Origin of the sequence: Labilibaculum sp. DW002 (assembly GCF_029029525.1) — a bacterium.
GTDB lineage: Bacteria > Bacteroidota > Bacteroidia > Bacteroidales > Marinifilaceae > Paralabilibaculum > Paralabilibaculum antarcticum.
The window spans coordinates 670634-687102 of sequence record NZ_JAKJSC010000001.1 but is presented as its reverse complement, the minus strand read 5'-3'; the positions used below and the strand labels follow the sequence as shown (position 1 = coordinate 687102).

Annotated in this window: 12 protein-coding genes; 10 read left to right on the top strand and 2 right to left on the bottom strand. The window is 34.8% G+C overall.

Annotated features, from left to right (window positions below; genetic code table 11):
* From L3049_RS02700 to L3049_RS02665, 8 genes are all read left to right on the top strand, one after another.
* Positions 1 to 939, top strand: coding sequence for a glycoside hydrolase family 17 protein (locus L3049_RS02700; protein ID WP_275108241.1), 939 nt, complete (start codon positions 1 to 3; stop codon positions 937 to 939).
* Between the two features lie 89 nt (positions 940 to 1028).
* On the top strand, positions 1029 to 2039 hold the full coding sequence (locus L3049_RS02695; RefSeq protein WP_275108240.1) for a glycoside hydrolase family 17 protein: 1011 nt from the start codon (positions 1029 to 1031) through the stop codon (positions 2037 to 2039).
* A 73-nt stretch (positions 2040 to 2112) separates the two neighbouring features.
* Positions 2113 to 3603 carry an MFS transporter gene (locus tag L3049_RS02690; protein WP_275108239.1) on the top strand — a complete coding sequence of 497 codons (1491 nt, stop codon included), beginning with the start codon at positions 2113 to 2115 and terminating at the stop codon, positions 3601 to 3603.
* Positions 3604 to 3762: 159 nt separating this feature from the next.
* Positions 3763 to 4992, top strand: a complete 1230-nt coding sequence (locus L3049_RS02685; RefSeq protein WP_275108238.1) for a glycoside hydrolase family 5 protein — start codon at positions 3763 to 3765, stop codon at positions 4990 to 4992.
* A gap of 93 nt (positions 4993 to 5085) precedes the next feature.
* Positions 5086 to 6573 (top strand): glycoside hydrolase family 30 protein, encoded by a 1488-nt coding sequence (locus tag L3049_RS02680; RefSeq protein ID WP_275108237.1) that lies wholly within the window; start codon positions 5086 to 5088, stop codon positions 6571 to 6573.
* A gap of 37 nt (positions 6574 to 6610) precedes the next feature.
* Positions 6611 to 7624 (top strand): glycoside hydrolase family 2 TIM barrel-domain containing protein, encoded by a 1014-nt coding sequence (locus L3049_RS02675; protein WP_275108236.1) that lies wholly within the window; start codon positions 6611 to 6613, stop codon positions 7622 to 7624.
* A 20-nt stretch (positions 7625 to 7644) separates the two neighbouring features.
* Positions 7645 to 8604 carry a hypothetical protein gene (locus L3049_RS02670; protein ID WP_275108235.1) on the top strand — a complete coding sequence of 320 codons (960 nt, stop codon included), beginning with the start codon at positions 7645 to 7647 and terminating at the stop codon, positions 8602 to 8604.
* A gap of 468 nt (positions 8605 to 9072) precedes the next feature.
* Complete coding sequence (locus L3049_RS02665; protein WP_275108234.1) at positions 9073 to 10434, top strand: MFS transporter; 1362 nt, start codon at positions 9073 to 9075, stop codon at positions 10432 to 10434.
* 80 nt (positions 10435 to 10514) lie between these two features.
* Here the strand turns inward: L3049_RS02665 and L3049_RS02660 are convergent, their stop codons facing one another.
* Positions 10515 to 11345: a mechanosensitive ion channel family protein gene (locus L3049_RS02660; RefSeq protein WP_275108233.1), complete on the bottom strand. Its 831-nt coding sequence runs from the start codon at positions 11343 to 11345 to the stop codon at positions 10515 to 10517.
* Between the two features lie 227 nt (positions 11346 to 11572).
* Between L3049_RS02660 and L3049_RS02655 the strand changes: the two genes are divergently transcribed.
* Both L3049_RS02655 and L3049_RS02650 read left to right on the top strand, forming a co-directional pair.
* Complete coding sequence (locus L3049_RS02655; RefSeq protein ID WP_275108232.1) at positions 11573 to 14479, top strand: hypothetical protein; 2907 nt, start codon at positions 11573 to 11575, stop codon at positions 14477 to 14479.
* Positions 14480 to 14512: 33 nt separating this feature from the next.
* Positions 14513 to 15469 carry a mechanosensitive ion channel family protein gene (locus L3049_RS02650; protein WP_275108231.1) on the top strand — a complete coding sequence of 319 codons (957 nt, stop codon included), beginning with the start codon at positions 14513 to 14515 and terminating at the stop codon, positions 15467 to 15469.
* 62 nt (positions 15470 to 15531) lie between these two features.
* Here the strand turns inward: L3049_RS02650 and L3049_RS02645 are convergent, their stop codons facing one another.
* Positions 15532 to 16419 carry a mechanosensitive ion channel family protein gene (locus tag L3049_RS02645; RefSeq protein WP_275108230.1) on the bottom strand — a complete coding sequence of 296 codons (888 nt, stop codon included), beginning with the start codon at positions 16417 to 16419 and terminating at the stop codon, positions 15532 to 15534.
* Between the last annotated feature and the right edge of the window lie 50 nt (positions 16420 to 16469).

Sequence of the window (16469 nt, the reverse complement as noted above, 5' to 3'; positions counted from 1 at the left end):
ATGAAGATCAAAGAACAATTAAATATAGAACCTGGAAAAGCGATTTGTTATTCAGGTTTCAGAGAGGGACAAAGCCCTGAATCAGGTATATTTCCAAGCTACGAACAAATAAAGGAGGATCTTTTAATTCTTCATGGCCATTGGAAATACTTGCGTTTGTACGACTGTGATAAGCATACGGATATTGTTTTGGAAGTAATTCAAAATGAAAATCTGGATTTTAAGGTTATGCTTGGAGCTTACATTGGGGCTGAGATGAATAATTTTGGCTGCCCATGGGGAGGTTTTTATTCTGAAGAGGAATTGGCTGAAAACAAGGCGAAGAACCTTAACCAAATTAAGAAGCTGATTCAATTGGCAAATGAATACCCTGATATTATTTTTTCCTTATCTGCAGGAAATGAAGCTTTGGTGCATTGGACAGATCATTACGTACCGATTCAAGATGTAATTAAGTATGTGAGGCTAATTAAAATGGGAACCAAACAGCCTGTTACATTTTGCGAGAACTACGTGCCATGGCAGGAAAAATTACACGAGTTGGTGGAAGAAGTTGATTTCATCTCGATACATACCTATCCGGTTTGGGAATATAAAAATATTCATGAGGCTTTAGAATACACCAAGCAGAATTACTATAGCGTTGCTGACAGGTACCCTCACAAACCAGTTGTGATTACTGAGGCTGGATGGGCAACAAATTCTAATGGTAGAGGGATTGATCCTCATAATGTGAGTGAAGATTTACAGGCGATTTATTTTGAAGACCTAATGAGTTGGACAGATGAGGAAGAGATTCTTACTTTTTATTTCGAAGCTTTCGATGAGTCTTGGAAAGGATCAAATGAACCCTTGGAGCCTGAAAAACACTGGGGGCTGTTTACCATTGATAGGAAGCCAAAGCAAGTGATGCAAGAATTATTTGCTACCAAGAAGTAAGAACTCATTCCGAAACCTTTAAAAACTTAATCATGAATAAAAGTCTCCCCATAATAATGTTGCTTTCAGCGATGATATTAACATCCTGTATGAACAAAAATAAAAAATCACAAAAGGATAGTGAAGTGAATAAATCGGAAAAAATTGAAATTAAGCAAACAGAAAAAGATTTGTTAAATGGCACCTTTAAAGCAGTTTGTTATTCAGGCTTTAGAACGGGACAGCATCCAGACAGAGGTGAAGGTGCTATAAATCCTACAGATGAGCAGGTTCTTGAAGATTTGAAGATTATTTCTCAGGATTCACTTTTCAATTTGATTCGTCTTTACGATTCTGGTGAAAATTCAGAGGCCGTATTGCGAATAATCAAAGAAAATAAGCTTGATATCAAAGTAATGCTGGGCATTTGGTTAAAAGCAGAATTAAGTGCTCATGAAACTTGTGAATGGTTAACTGAACCTATTAGACAAGAAGTTCTTGATAAGAATAGTATAGCAAATCAGGAAGAAATTCAGAAAGGAATTCTCTTAGCAAATCAATATTCAGATATAATTGTTGCTGTTAATGTTGGTAATGAAGCATTAGTTGAATGGAATGACCACAAGGTAGATACAGATTCTATTATTACCTATGTTCAGAAAGTTCAGAAGGCAATTAAACAACCAGTTACCGTTGCTGATAATTATGACTGGTGGGCCTTAAATGGTAAAAAACTTGCCAAAGCTGTGGATTTTATCTCTATCCATGTCTATCCGGTTTGGGAAGGAAAAGATATTGATGAAGCCATGTCTTACACAATAGAAAATGTACAAAAAGTGCGTAATGCTTTACCCAATAGTAAAATAGTGATTACTGAAGCCGGTTGGGCCACTGTTGCTTCAGAATTTGGAGAGCGCGCAAGTGAAGAAAAGCAAGAACAATATTATAACGATTTGATGAGATGGTCTGCTGATGTGAATATAACTACTTTCTTTTTTGAAGCCTTTGATGAGGATTGGAAAGGAGAAACAGCCAATCCTTTAGGAGCTGAAAAACACTGGGGATTATTTACAGTCGACCGTAAACCCAAAAAAGTGATGGTAAAATACTTTGATAATTAAGTCAAATTTCCATAACTGTTGTTTTGATACCCCAATTCATAATTCCTAATTTTTAATTCGTAATTCAATAAACATGACACATTCTAAAACTGCAAAGGAAGATATTGTCCCTTTTGGGCAAAAGCTGGCATTTGGATCAGGACACTTGGCTAATCAGTTATTTCCTGCTGCACTTGGTGTGTTTATGGTTGTTTTGGTTATGTCCTTAAATATGAATCCAGTTTTGGCTGGAATTTTGGGTGCTTTGCCCCGATTGTTAGATGCATTAACAGATCCTATAATGGGCTTCATTTCAGATAATACCAAATCAAAATGGGGGCGAAGAAAACCTTATATTCTTTTGGGAAGTATGATTACCGGTATTGCTTTTATGGCATTATGGCAATTACACCCAGAGAATTCTGAAATGTATAATTTCTTTTACTTTTTAATCCTATCAGTAATTTTCTTCCTGTCGTTTACTATTTACTCTACACCATTTATTGGATTGGGATACGAAATGACACCGGATTACAATGAACGAACCAGATTAATGGCAGTTGGTCAGTTTTTTGGACAGATGGCATGGGTGATTGCTCCATGGTTTTGGGTGATTATATACGATCCTACCATTTTTGAGTCAGCACCCGAAGGAGCACGCATTTTGTCGATTTGGGTAGGAGCTATTTGTATGGTATTAGGAATTTTACCAGCTTTATTTAATAAAGAAATGATATTGCCAGAAAATAGCAAACAGGCCAATTTATCGATGAAAGAATTGGCTGTGAATACAAAGGAATTCATAAGAGGGATCAAATTAACCATTCAAAATAAACCCTTTATGAAACTTTGTGGCGCAACATTTTTCATATTTAATGGATTTCAAACAATCGCACAGTTTGCCATGTTTATTATCGTTTACTATCTGTTTGATGGAGATAAGGTTGGCGCAGGATACTGGCCCGCAATGTTTGGAACTGTAAGTGCTATGGCAACAGCTTTTCTGGTGATTCCTATTGTAACCAAAATATCAGAAAAATTAGGTAAGAAAAATGCCTTTGTTATAGCAACACTTATTTCGATGATTGGGTATGCTTTAAAGTGGTGGGGATTTAATCCTGCTAACCCGTGGTTAATGTTTATACCATTGCCATTAATCTCATTCGGTATAGGCGGTTTGTTTACCCTAATGATGTCGATGACTGCAGATGTTTGTGATTTAGATGAATTGAATAATGGAACACGCCGTGAGGGAATGTTTGGAGCCGTGTATTGGTTGATGGTGAAATTGGGAACTGCCCTTGCATTGCTTACAAGTGGAATTGTTTTGCAAGCCGTTGGGTTTAATCAATCAATCGATCATCAAAGTGTCGAAACCTTAACTAATCTGCGAATTGCTGATATCGTAATTCCAATTGTTACTGCAGGAATGGCTATTCTATTGGTCTGGAAATATGATATTACTGAAAGTAGAGCATTGGAAATTCGAGCAGCATTAATTGCACGTCGAGGTAAGGCAAAGCATGAAGGTAATGAGATCGGTCATAATAAAGTTGTAGTCGAGATTGTACCTGATAAAAAATGAAATCGGCTTAGTTGACTAGTTGTGAATGACAAGTTATGTTGAGAAGGAATTGATTTGCTTCTATCTTTTTCGTCAAATAAATAAGGTTTGCAAAACAAGTTAATTTTCAAATCTTGATACGCAAAATTGTATCGTTTAATCTATGCTAAATCAATAAATATGAAATCAAAAATCTGGATATTCTTCATTTTACTATTGCTGTCTGCATCTTGTCAGAAGGCAGAGAAAAAGTTTGTTTATGTGGATGGTGAAAATATTTACTCGGAAAACGGTGATCTATTGCATCTAAAAGGCGTGAATTTGGGAAATTGGTTGTTACCCGAGGGTTATATGTTCAAATTGAAAGATTGTAACTCGCCACGCAAAATAGATCAAAGCATACGCGAATTGATAGGGGATAGTGCTACTACCGCTTTTTGGGACTCTTTTTTGGATAATTACATCACCGAGGCCGATATAAAATGGTTATCGGAGGTCGGAGTAAATATCATCCGTTTACCATTCGATTATCGCTTATTGACTCATGATGATTTTTTGGGAAAAGATATGCATGGTTATAAATATTTGGACAAAGCCATTAGCTGGTGTGAGAAATACAATATTTATGTATTACTAGATATGCATGCTGCTCCAGGAGGTCAAACTGGTGATAATATAGACAATAGTGATGGCTATCCTTGGTTAATGGTAGATGAAGGGATGCAACAAAAGGTTTCTGATATTTGGCAGGAAATAGCAAAGAGGTATGCCGATAATAATACAATAATTGGTTATAACCTTTTGAACGAGCCCATTCCACAATATTTTGATGATGATCATTTAAAACCATATTTAGAGCCGCTTTATAAAAAGATTACCAAAGCAATAAGAGAGGTGGATGGTAAGCATATCATATTTCTAGGAGGGGCTGTTTGGGAGACGGATTTTTCTGTGTTTTCTGAACCGTTTGATGATCAATTAGTTTATACATTTCATAAATATTGGATGCCTCCTGAGAAAAAGGAAATACAGCAATATATAGACTTTAGAGATAAATATAAAGTGCCTTTGCTGATGGGAGAAAGTGGTGAGAATGAGGATGTATGGGTGAAGAATTTTAGAGTATTATTAGATGAGAATGAAATTCATTGGACCTTTTGGCCATACAAAAAAATGGATAACACACGTGGGCCAATGAACTTTGAGGAACCTAGTGGTTATGACAATTTTATAACATACGCCGAAAGTGATAGAAGTTCATTTGCTAAAATAAGGACTCTGAAAGATAGTATTGGTGGAATAAAACAGAAAGAAATGGTGGCCTTGTTAAAACGGTATGTAGAAAATAGCAAGTTTGAAAATTGTTATCCGAATGAGGGCTATTGCAAGGCCTTAGGATTTTTTGATTAAAATATCTCTTCTAAATAACGCACAGAATTATGCGGGAGTGACAAATAAATTGATGGATATTTTGATTCTAGTATAGCACGATAAAAATTGAATATGAAAAATTTAAAACATTATTTATCCTTTTTATTCATACTTGTTTTAATGGGATGTAACGCAAAGCAAAACGAATTGCCAGTTGATGTATACGAAACATCAGCAAGTGGTAATAAACTCACAAAAATTACTGAATTTTCTGCGGGAAATGAGGCTGTAACGATTCAAATTTTACCTGACGAAAAATATCAGACGATTACAGGTTTTGGTGGGTCTTTTACGGAATCATCGGCCTATTTGCTTAATCAGCTTAGTCCGAAAAATCGTCATTTGATTTTAGACGCATACTTTGGTTCTGATGGAGCGAAATATTCGTTAACTCGAACGCATATTAATTCATGTGATTTTTCATTGAGCAACTATTCTTACGCTCCTGTAGCAGGAGATATGGCTTTGGAGAACTTTTCAATTAAAGAAGATCAAGATGATATCATTCCAATGATTAAGGCTGCAATGGAACTATCAGAAGATGGATTCAAAATTCTTTCTTCCCCATGGACAGCACCACCTTGGATGAAGGATAACAAGGATTGGAAAGGTGGTAAATTATTACCTGAATACTACGATACCTGGGCGCTATTTTTCTCAAAATATATTGATGCCTATAAAAGCGAAGGAATTGATATTTGGGGATTAACTGTAGAGAATGAGCCTTTGGGAAATAACAGCAACTGGGAGAGTATGCATTATACACCAGAAGAAATGGTAGAATTTGTAAGCAAGCATCTGGGACCAAAATTAAAAGATCACAGTCATAATGTTAAGATTTTAGGATACGATCAGAACAGAGATGAGCTTAAAGAGTGGGCAGATATCATGTATAAAGATGAAGAATCAGCAAAATATTTTGATGGAATGGCGATCCACTGGTATGCCAGTACTTACGATTATATGCCTGATGTCTTACAATATACGCATGATAAAGCACCGAATAAGCTAATGATTCAGTCGGAAGCCTGTGTTGATGCAGAAGTGCCACATTGGAATGATGATGCCTGGTATTGGAAGAAAGAAGCTACCGATTGGGGCTGGGATTGGGCACCGGATGATCAGAAATATCTTCATCCGAAATATGTACCGGTATATCGTTATGCACGAGATATTATTGGTTGTTTAAACAACTGGGTACAAGGATGGGTAGATTGGAATATGGTTTTGGATACACAAGGTGGACCCAATTGGGCCAGTAACTGGTGTTTGGCACCTGTAATTGTTGATCCTGCAAAAGATGAGGTGTATTTTACCCCAATGTATTATACTTTGGCTCATTTTAGCAAATACATCAGACCAGGTGCTGTTCGTATTGGCTTTGAGAATTCAGATGATGATTTGATGATGACAGCGGCACAAAATCCTGATGGATCTATAGCTCTTGTTATTTTGAATATGAAAGAAGAAGCTAAAAACATGAAGATTTCCTTAGGAAATCGTTCCGTTGATGTGCAGATTAATGCTCAGGCATTACAAACTGTAATTATTCCTGTTTAAGTCTTGATAGTAATAAAACCTAATAAATATGCTTACTATGATGAAAAATAGTGTATTGATTTTTGCAATAAGTTTGCTGCTTATTTCATGTAAAGAAATTCATATCAATAGCATTTCAATTGATGGTAGGAATATTTTATTAAACGATTCAGTTTATACAATCAAAGGGATATGCTATCATCCTGTTCCCAAAGGCAGTGATAAAAGAAATTTTGATAATTTGTCTGAAGACTTGGCTTTAATGCTTGAGGCGGGAATAAATACCATTAGGGTTTATGCTCCCATAACAGATGTTTCTGTTCTTGATGAGATACATGAGGCCGGACTAAAAGTAATTATTGGCTTTGGTTACAACCAAGGTGGGCATAATGATATTCTTTCAGGAACCTTTATCAATTACATAAACACCTACAAGAATCATGATGCAATTCTGCTTTGGGAACTTGGCAATGAATATAATTATCATCCCGAGTGGTTTGGTGGTGATATGAAGAATTGGTACACAGCTTTAAACAAGGCTGCAATGCAAATTCATCAGCATGATCCTTCTCACCCTGTTACCACTGCTCATGGAGAATTACCGGATTCACTGGCGATTAAAATGTGTCCAAATATTGATGTGTGGGGGATGAATGTCTATCGGTGGGATAAGCCGGGAGAGGTTTTTTCACAGTGGGCTGAAATAAGTAATAAGCCCATGTATTTGTCCGAAGCGGGAGCAGACAGTTACATGACGATTTCAAAGAACGGCTATAAGCAAGGTGAAAACCAGTTAGCTCAGGCTGATGCTACATCACATATTTTGGAATCTGTTTTTAGCAATCAGGAAATTTGTTCGGGAGTAACTCTTTTTGCTTTTGTTGATGAGCTATGGAAAGCTGGGAATAATAACAGCTTGGATACTGGTGGATGGGCACCTAATAGTAGCGGCGTTCCATATGACGGAGCACCAAATGAAGAATACTGGGGGATTGTTGATATTGAAAGAAATAAGAAAGAGGCGTTTCAAATAGTAAAAGAGAAGTACATCAATTTATCGAAGTCAAAATAGCCTTTATCAAGCTCTAAAGAATGAAAAAAACAATATTCTTATTACTGATATGTTACGCATTTATAAGTAATGCTCAGCAGAAAAAAGATACGAACATGGCACACATCCTACAAAATGAAAATCTAGAAATTTGCATTGATTTACCATTGGAAAATTACCAATTTTCAAGATTCGATTGGACAGGAAAAATTACGGCAGTAACATATAAAGGAATTCCTGTTTCTACTCAAGAAAAAATTGATGGAGACAAAGAGAATATTTATGGCAAAGGCTTCTACAATGAATTTGGGATTGAAACACCAGTAGGCTTTGATGACTGTGAGGAAGGAGACTGGTTTCCTAAGATAGGAGTCGGCTTATTAACGAAAGAAGGAGAGACCTATGCTTTTAGTAAGGCTTATGAAATTAAGCCAGCTAATTTTAATGTAATTAAAGATACCAACAAACTAATTGTTGAATGTGAATCATCGATGGTTAACGGCTATTCTTATGTGTTACGAAAAGAAATAGAACTATTAGAAAGTAGTTTTGCAATTCGATATCATTTACACAATACGGGCGGAAAAAACATTTCGACCAATGAATACAACCACAATTTTTTAGCCATCAATAAAGAGTTAATAGGTTCTGATTATATCTTAAAATTTCCATTCGAACTCAATACTGACTTATTTGACGCTGCAATTAATCCAGAAGGAAAAGTGTTGGTTCAGAAGGATCAAATTACCTTTAATAGCACGCCTGAAGAACAATTTTTTTACGGGAATCTTTCAGCTAATAAAGAAGTTGGTGCCATATGGGAATTGATCAACACGAAAAGTAAAATTGGTATAAGAGAAACAGGCAGTTTTAAAACAAACAAAGTCAACCTTTGGGGATGGAAACATGTTGTGAGTCCGGAGTTATTTTTTGATATCAACCTAAAACCAAATCAGGAAACTGAGTGGAGTAGAACATATAATATATTTGAAATAAAGTAAGAAGCTTTTAGATTCAATTATAATACATGATTATTTTTAAAAGTATTGTTTTAGTTACGTATGGATTGGCATTATTTTAAAGAGATTTTGTTTTGGCTTTAAGCTTTAGTAAGACCGGGAAGCTGAGAACTTGTTCGAAGATCACCCGGCCGCACTTTAACTTAGAGATAAATAAGAAGGCTTTTTAAAATCAGTCTTGATTTTTTTTGCTTCGTTTTTTGGATCAAGCCAAAAAGATGAAGTCGGGTTTGGGCGGATAGCCCAATACTAGCGGTAAATAGCACATTAATTAGAATTAAAATAAAGATCTTACGGTTTTATTATATCTGTAGACAGAAAATGGAGGTAGTTCCTATTTCTAAAATGCCGATGGTAAAAACAAAGTAGGAGCCCATCCGGCTTGAGGATAAAAAGATCGAATAGTGGAACTATTAGGTTAAAACTTTAGAATAAAAGGAACAAACAGCAATGAATGAAATAGAGTCAAAACTATCGATAAAAGAAAAAATAGGCTACAGCTTAGGAGATACCGCCTCCCATTTTGTGTGGGACATGGTCGGTTTCTGGATTCTAATTTTCTATACCGATACCTTTGGAATTTCTGCAGCAGCAGCTGGTACCATTATGCTGATTGCCCGTTTTTGGGATATGCTTAGCGATCCCTTAATGGGGATTATTGCTGATAGAACAAACACTCGATGGGGAAAATTTAGACCCTATATACTATGGATGGCATTACCCTATAGTGTTTTGGCAGTATTGACTTTTACAACTCCAGATCTGGGCCCAACAGGTAAAGTGATTTATGCTGGTGTGACCTATATGTTATTAATGACAGTATTTACGGCTATCAATCTTCCTTATTCATCATTAGGAGCTGTAATGACTTCTGATTCATACGAGAGAGCAGGCCTTAATTCGTACCGATTTATCTTTGCTTTTATTGGTCAGTTTATCGTGTCAGGAACAGCTCTTACTTTAGCCTTGTATTTTGGTCAGGGCGATAATGCGAAAGGTTATCAGTACACGTTGATTTTGTTTTCTATTATCAGTTTTGCACTCTTCATGATCACCTTTAAAACCACTAAGGAGAGAGTGCAACCACCTAAAGAACAAAAAGAGAACCTAAAGGAAGATTTTAAAAATCTATTTAAAAACAAACCTTGGGTCATTCTGTTTTTTGTTGGCATTATATCGTTTATCATGTTTGCAATGCAAAATTTGTCCATTGCTTACTACTTCAAATATTATATAGGAAATGAAGAAAATGTTCAATTGTTTAATGTGATTGGTACAGTTGCTTTAATTGTGGCAATTCCATTTTCAAAACCATTGGCAAAAAGATTCGGCAAACGTAATGTGTTTTTGGCTAGTTCATTACTTTCTGGATTTTTCTTCATTTGCCTGTATTTGCCTGGGAATAAAAACACAACAATGATTTACGTTTTTAATATTCTGGCTAAAATGGCTTATGCGCCTGCAGTGCCTTTGTTGTGGACTATGCTTGCAGATACTGCCGATTATTCGGAGTGGAAAACAGGAAGAAGATCTACCGGCTTAGTATTTTCAGCGGCTACCTTCGCGCAAAAAGCAGGTTGGGGTATAGGAGGTGCATTGGCAGGTTGGTTGTTGGCTATATTCAAGTTTACTCCCAATGTAGAACAAACAGAAACAGCTATTACAGGGATTAAGCTAATGGTTTCGGTTATCCCAGGCATATTGTACATGTCCTGTGCTATTCTGTTATATTTCTACACCATCGATCATGAAACCTGTGTTATAATGAAGTCCGATTTGGATCAGCGAAGACTTGCTGAAACTACAAAGTAATTTGTTTGATGTTGATGAAGGTGAAGGCATTCACCTGCATTCGTTTTGGTAAAGATCACCTCGTAAAGAGGTGGTCTTTTTTATTTTTGTACCTTAACTTCAAAAGGAGCCATTTGAATTGTTTCAAGAGGCATTTCGATTTTATTTGCAAGCATGGTGTTGTAAATATCTTCAATGAGCTGGTTTCTCAGGCGAATATGATCTCTCTCATTATCTATCCAAACCCTAAAAATTAAGGCTAAATTATAATCATTAATAGCATCAACTAAGAGTTCACACATAGGAGATTGCATATACACATCATTTGAACTAACCAGGTTTTTGAGGATTTTTCTAATTTTCGTCAGATTTTCATTAGATCCAACAGTAAATTCCACCTCAATTCTTAGATGTGGAAAGTTGGTATAAGAAGCAACAACCTCATTAATAATTGTTGTGTTTGGGACTGCCAGCATTTTTCCTTCATTGGTCACAATTCTAGTCGATCGTAAGGTGATGTTTTCCACTCTGCCATACATTCCTTTTACTTCTATAAGATCGTTTAATACAAATGGTCTATCCCAGAATATAAAAAGGCCAGATATAATATTAGACAAAGTATCTCTAGCAGCAAAACCGATGGTAAGTCCAACTACACCTAAACTTGCAAGTATTGATGCAATATTAATACCTACTTGCCCCAAAGCAGTCATAATTCCAATAGTCATAATTGTAATTTTACTTACTGTTAAAAGGAACTTTTGTAAGGTTAAATCAAAGGATGTTTTCTTAAAAATTTTTTGAAGAACTCTGCTCAACGAAAACCATAATAACCAAGTGAATAGTAGAATTAATGATGCCGTTGCTAATTTAGGAACCAATAGCGTAAAATAACTTCTTAGTGCTTCAAAATCAATTAAAGATTCAAACATATGGCAAGTTTTAATGGTAAGTAAATATCTAATTTAAGTTACAAAAATTAGATTTGATAGCAAGAGATTTCAGGAGTAGATTTTAATTGTCAACACTCTATGAATTAAGAATGTATAGCAAAAAATAAAGAATCATAAAAATTGTTTATTTTAAATAACACCATAGAGATACAGATATCAAGTATTTTTTGTAATTTGATTTAATTGCTATTATAAATCAATAAGCTATGTACACTAAATACTCCTTAAAATTGGTGGAATCTTTTCATCCCGCTGAGAATATGATTTCTACTTTGCTAGAAACTATAAATATGGTAGAGGCGAGCAAAGGAGATCATAAAAATAATTCAGCATATTTTGATTTAAGTAAACAATTTAGTTCGCATGTTCAGGATCACTTTAATGAATTAGATGCAATTGAGGGAACAGAATTTTTTGATCATTTTACCGATGTGAATGAATACATTGAAGGTTTTGAAGATGCTGTTTCTGAAATTCAAAATCGAGAAAGATTTTATGTCCAAAGCTCCGATCGTTTAGTTCTTAAGATCCGAAAGCTTGGGAAACTTTTCTTTCTCAAGATCAATTGGATGCTGATAGGTGGCGTAAATATTTTTCGAAGGATATTTAAAAAGAGTCCGATTTCCAAGACATTTTGGAAACATAAGGTAAACCAAAAACAATTGGCTGAATTGGTCTATTTGGTAAACTTTTTGGATAATACGAACCAGATTATCGGTGAAACACTTCAGTTTAGACAAGAAATTTTTCAAAGAATCAAAGCTGTAGATCGGCAGATTGAAAACTTTATTCTTGTTAAGGAAACTTGGGGCGAAAATGAGCTGGAAAAAGAATTGAAGGAATGTGCAGAGCTAATTCAGTCAAGGAAAAAAGAAATTGAAGCATTTTTTGATCAATTAAAGAGAAATCTAGATGCTCTTTATGAGGAATTATATCCAAAAGTTGGGACAATCGAATTTCCATTGCGCAGGATTCAGCAAGGCAGACTTAAAAAGAAATCTGCTCGATACCTGAAGATTCAAAATACCCTGCTAAATAATTATCAGCGACGTGCATTTGCCTTATTCGAACATTGGCGATTGGTATACGAAATACGTTTTTCGAACCTATCCTTTACAAATCATTTTATTAATAAAGAGGTTAGCTTACGAGATATGTTTGATGAGATTCTTATTACAAAAGATGATTCTTTTGTGACTCTTCTCGAAACTGCATTCAAAAAAATTTCAACAGAAGAAGATTTACATTTTGTTCAAAATGATTTACTATCAGAACAATTGTTGAAGCAAGGTATACCGGCCTATACTGAGAGGATAATGGAAACGGATTTTATTGCTCATCTTGATTTGTTGAATACTTCATGCTCCGAAGAATATGCCAATAGTATGGAGAGTTACTTGTTGCCCGTAAAAAAAGCCTGGGATCAAGACGAAAGGGTTCCTAAATTAAGAGAAACAAATGTCTCCTCCATCGTTCGAGGTTGCTTGTCTGAATCGGTTGAAGAAACCATTTTAAAACAGAAAAATGAATTGATAAATAGTATTCAGTTGTCTCTTTCTAATGCTGGAGATTTAGCTGGTGTTGTTGAGTATGCGCTTGAGTATTACAATACAAAAGATGTAGAAGATTCAGCTGATCAACATGCAGAATTTGCAAATAGTATCGAAAGAGCATTAAAAAAAGCAAAAGAAAACAAACAACACAATCTTGATCTTTCAAGAAATTTGATTGAAGAATTAGGTAAAATTAACAGGCAATTTATTGAGGAAATTACCAATGCTATTTTGCCTGATAATTTGAATCAGAAGCAAACAGAAATGATTCGTAAAAAGCGAATCAAAGATGCTCGGAATAATGTAATGAATGTCTTGGTATTTGCGAAAGAACTTTTTACCAAATCTCATGTTCGCTTTCTTGGACTGATAAAACAAGCACGTATAAAATATACAGCTTATCGGGAAGTTTTAGGATTGTCAGATAAATCAGAAACAATTGGGAGTGAATTGTCAAATTATCTTTCGGAAACGGAGAAAGCCATTGCTCGTCTACCGCTTATGTATCAGCGATTGTTTAAAATTGCACCTTTAGCAAATGCCAAGTTTCGAATAGAAAGACCAAAAGTTATACAACAATTCGAAATTGCATACAGTAATTGGACGAGTGGTAAATTTGCACCCACTTGTTTGGTTGGAGAAACGGGGAGCGGTATGACTTCCTCGGTGAATATTTTTGAAGAAAAATTCGGTCACCAATATCCTTTTTATCGTTTTAGTCTGGAACGGAAAATTACAACTGAGCATGAGTTTATTGAATTTCTAAAAACAGTTTTTGATGATCTCAGTTTTGAGTCTATGGATGAACTACATAGCCAAATAGGAGAATTAAAAGGTCGGCGCATTATCATAATCGAAAATATGCATCATTTATTTCTCAGAAAAGTAAATGGTTTTAAAGTTTTGCCACTTTTCTTTAGGCTAATTTCGGAGTCAAACAAAAAGATCTTCTGGTTAAGTACCTGCTTGCTATATACGTTTAACTATTTTGATTATACACTGAAAGTAAGCAATTACTATGGTCATATTGTTAGGCTAGAAAATTTGAATAAAGATCAATTAACCGAGATCATCACAAAACGGCATAAGTTTAGTGGATTTAAATTGAACTTTCTAGAAGCAAAGAATTTCAATCCTAAACGCAGTTATAAAAAAATGACTGAATCGCAGAAACAGGATTATTTAAGAGAAGATTATTTCAAGCGGCTCTATAGTTATGCACAAAATAATCTGTCATTGGCTTTGGTGTTTTGGATGCGATCTGTTGTGAATGTCGAGGACAATAACTTCTACTTACAATACAGACATTTGGACTATTCATTTTTCACCTCCTTAAGTAATTCGCAAGTAATTACTTTGTATAATCTGCTTTTGCATGGATGCCTTACTCTAGAGGAGCATATGACGATACTTGCCTGGCAAAAAGAAGAAAGTTTAGCTCATTTAATGGTCTTTACAGATGATGGAATATTAATAAAAAAAGAAAACTACTATTATATTAATTCATTAGTATATAGACAAGTTGTTAATCATCTGGATGTTTTAAATTATATCCATTAATGCATTATTTTTAGAAAAACACCTACAGAATATATGAAACAGTTTATAAGTGTGCTAATTATTTTATGGAGTCTTTTGTTGTATTCTTTTGTAGTACAATCTCAAAGTCAGGATAGTATTTCTGTCACAAAAACAGAAATAAATCTTGATACATTAAGTACATCAGCAAGTGACGTTGTGAAAACATTGGAAGAGAAACTAAACCCTCCAGATGTTTCTGAAATAGTCTCTTTTACCAAAATATTTTGGGCATTGGTTTTTATAGCTATTGGCTATTTTATTATCCGTTTTTTAACTCGAACAATAGAGATTTGGTCTGAGAAAAGTCCCGATCGAAGGGTAAAAGGAAAGGCCATAGTTCCAGTTGTAAAAATTATCTGCTGGATGGTAATTGGCTATCTAATTGTTCGGGGCATATTTCGCCCTCCTGTTGAATCACTAATTGCATTTGGAGCATCAATTGGAGTTGCTGTTGGTTTTGCAGCTCAGGATATTCTTAAAAATATTTTTGGTGGTTTTGTAATTCTCATCGATAGGCCTTTTAAAATTGGAGATAAGATTGAAGTGGGAAGTACGTACGGAGAAGTGCTTGATATGTCTTTACGATCAACACGTATTCATACTGCAGATGATTCCCTGGTAACTGTACCCAATGGTGAGTTAATGAACCAATCCATTTCGAATTCAAATTCAGGAGAAACGAATTGTCAGGTTGTTGCAGAAATATACTTACCGATCACAATTGACACGCACAAGGTCCGAAAAATTGCTACAGAGGTAGCTAAAGTGTCAAAATACATCTATTTGGTGAAGCCAATTGCAGTAATTTTCGTAAATGATATCAAGCATGATAAGTTGTGTTACAAAATGCGACTAAAGGCTTATGTGATGGATATTCGTTTTGAGTTTGCTTTTAAAAGTGAACTTACCGAGAATGTGATCAAAGAATTGCTTGAATCAAATATTCTTTCATCAGAGAATTCGATATAATACAAAAGAATGGCGACAACTCGGTTTAGGAATGTCGCCAATTGCTCTCTAAAAATAGTTTATTATTCTTTAGTGATTTTAAGAGGAGATTCCTGTCGAAGATAAACAGTTTGATGAGGAAATGGAATTTCGATTTCATCGATATCGAATTGTTCTTTAATTGATTTTAAAAGATCGCACTTCATCACAAAACCTTTACCAGAATCGGCAGCCCAAACATAAGCTCTTAATAGAATACTTGAATCTCCTAAACTAATTACACGAACAAGAATAGGATGCGAATCTGCTTCTTTTTCATCATCACTGCGGTTGTCTAAAAAATTAGGGTGTGTAATGGCTTTGTCTTGAATAATTTCAATTGCTTTGTCGATATTGGATTTGTAACTAATACCTATTTCAAGAAAGGAACATACCTTTGGATCTGCAATCGTTGAATTTAATATTGTCTCCGAACTAATAACAGAATTAGGAATAATTACTCTTCTGTTTTCAGGATTTTTAATAATGGTATGGCGAAGTGTTATGTCCTCAACAGTTCCATGATGTAAATTTCCAATTTTAATAAAATCACCTACTCTGAATGGTTTAAATATGACAATGAAAATACCACTTATTATATTTGAGAATGCTTGTTGAGAAGCAAAACCAATAATTGCAGCAAGTATTCCTGCACTTGCAAGTAAACTAACTCCAATGCTTTTTAATTCAGGAATTGAATAGAAACTAATAATTACGACAATAATGAAGATTAAAAAACTGACAGCATTTTTCAGGAAATTATAATTTGTAGGATCGACATTTAATTTGTCTGCTGCTTTTTTCAACATTCGATTCATGAAAAAATGAATCAATTTTGAGAGAATAAGACCTCCAGCAATGGCTAAGACGATAAACAAAAGCTTATAGCCCATACCAAGATCTTTAATTAATGTTTCAAGAGTTTCTAACATTACTTACAAGAATAATAGTTTTATTTTAATTGAATTGTGTAATTTAAAGA

Coding starts and splice junctions, on each gene's coding strand:
- L3049_RS02700 (WP_275108241.1), top strand. CDS start 1: ATGAAGATCAAAGAACAATTAAATATAGAACCTGGAAAAGCGATTTGT.
- L3049_RS02695 (WP_275108240.1), top strand. CDS start 1,029: ATGAACAAAAATAAAAAATCACAAAAGGATAGTGAAGTGAATAAATCG.
- L3049_RS02690 (WP_275108239.1), top strand. CDS start 2,113: ATGACACATTCTAAAACTGCAAAGGAAGATATTGTCCCTTTTGGGCAA.
- L3049_RS02685 (WP_275108238.1), top strand. CDS start 3,763: ATGAAATCAAAAATCTGGATATTCTTCATTTTACTATTGCTGTCTGCA.
- L3049_RS02680 (WP_275108237.1), top strand. CDS start 5,086: ATGAAAAATTTAAAACATTATTTATCCTTTTTATTCATACTTGTTTTA.
- L3049_RS02675 (WP_275108236.1), top strand. CDS start 6,611: ATGATGAAAAATAGTGTATTGATTTTTGCAATAAGTTTGCTGCTTATT.
- L3049_RS02670 (WP_275108235.1), top strand. CDS start 7,645: ATGAAAAAAACAATATTCTTATTACTGATATGTTACGCATTTATAAGT.
- L3049_RS02665 (WP_275108234.1), top strand. CDS start 9,073: ATGAATGAAATAGAGTCAAAACTATCGATAAAAGAAAAAATAGGCTAC.
- L3049_RS02660 (WP_275108233.1), bottom strand. CDS start 11,345: ATGTTTGAATCTTTAATTGATTTTGAAGCACTAAGAAGTTATTTTACG.
- L3049_RS02655 (WP_275108232.1), top strand. CDS start 11,573: ATGTACACTAAATACTCCTTAAAATTGGTGGAATCTTTTCATCCCGCT.
- L3049_RS02650 (WP_275108231.1), top strand. CDS start 14,513: ATGAAACAGTTTATAAGTGTGCTAATTATTTTATGGAGTCTTTTGTTG.
- L3049_RS02645 (WP_275108230.1), bottom strand. CDS start 16,419: ATGTTAGAAACTCTTGAAACATTAATTAAAGATCTTGGTATGGGCTAT.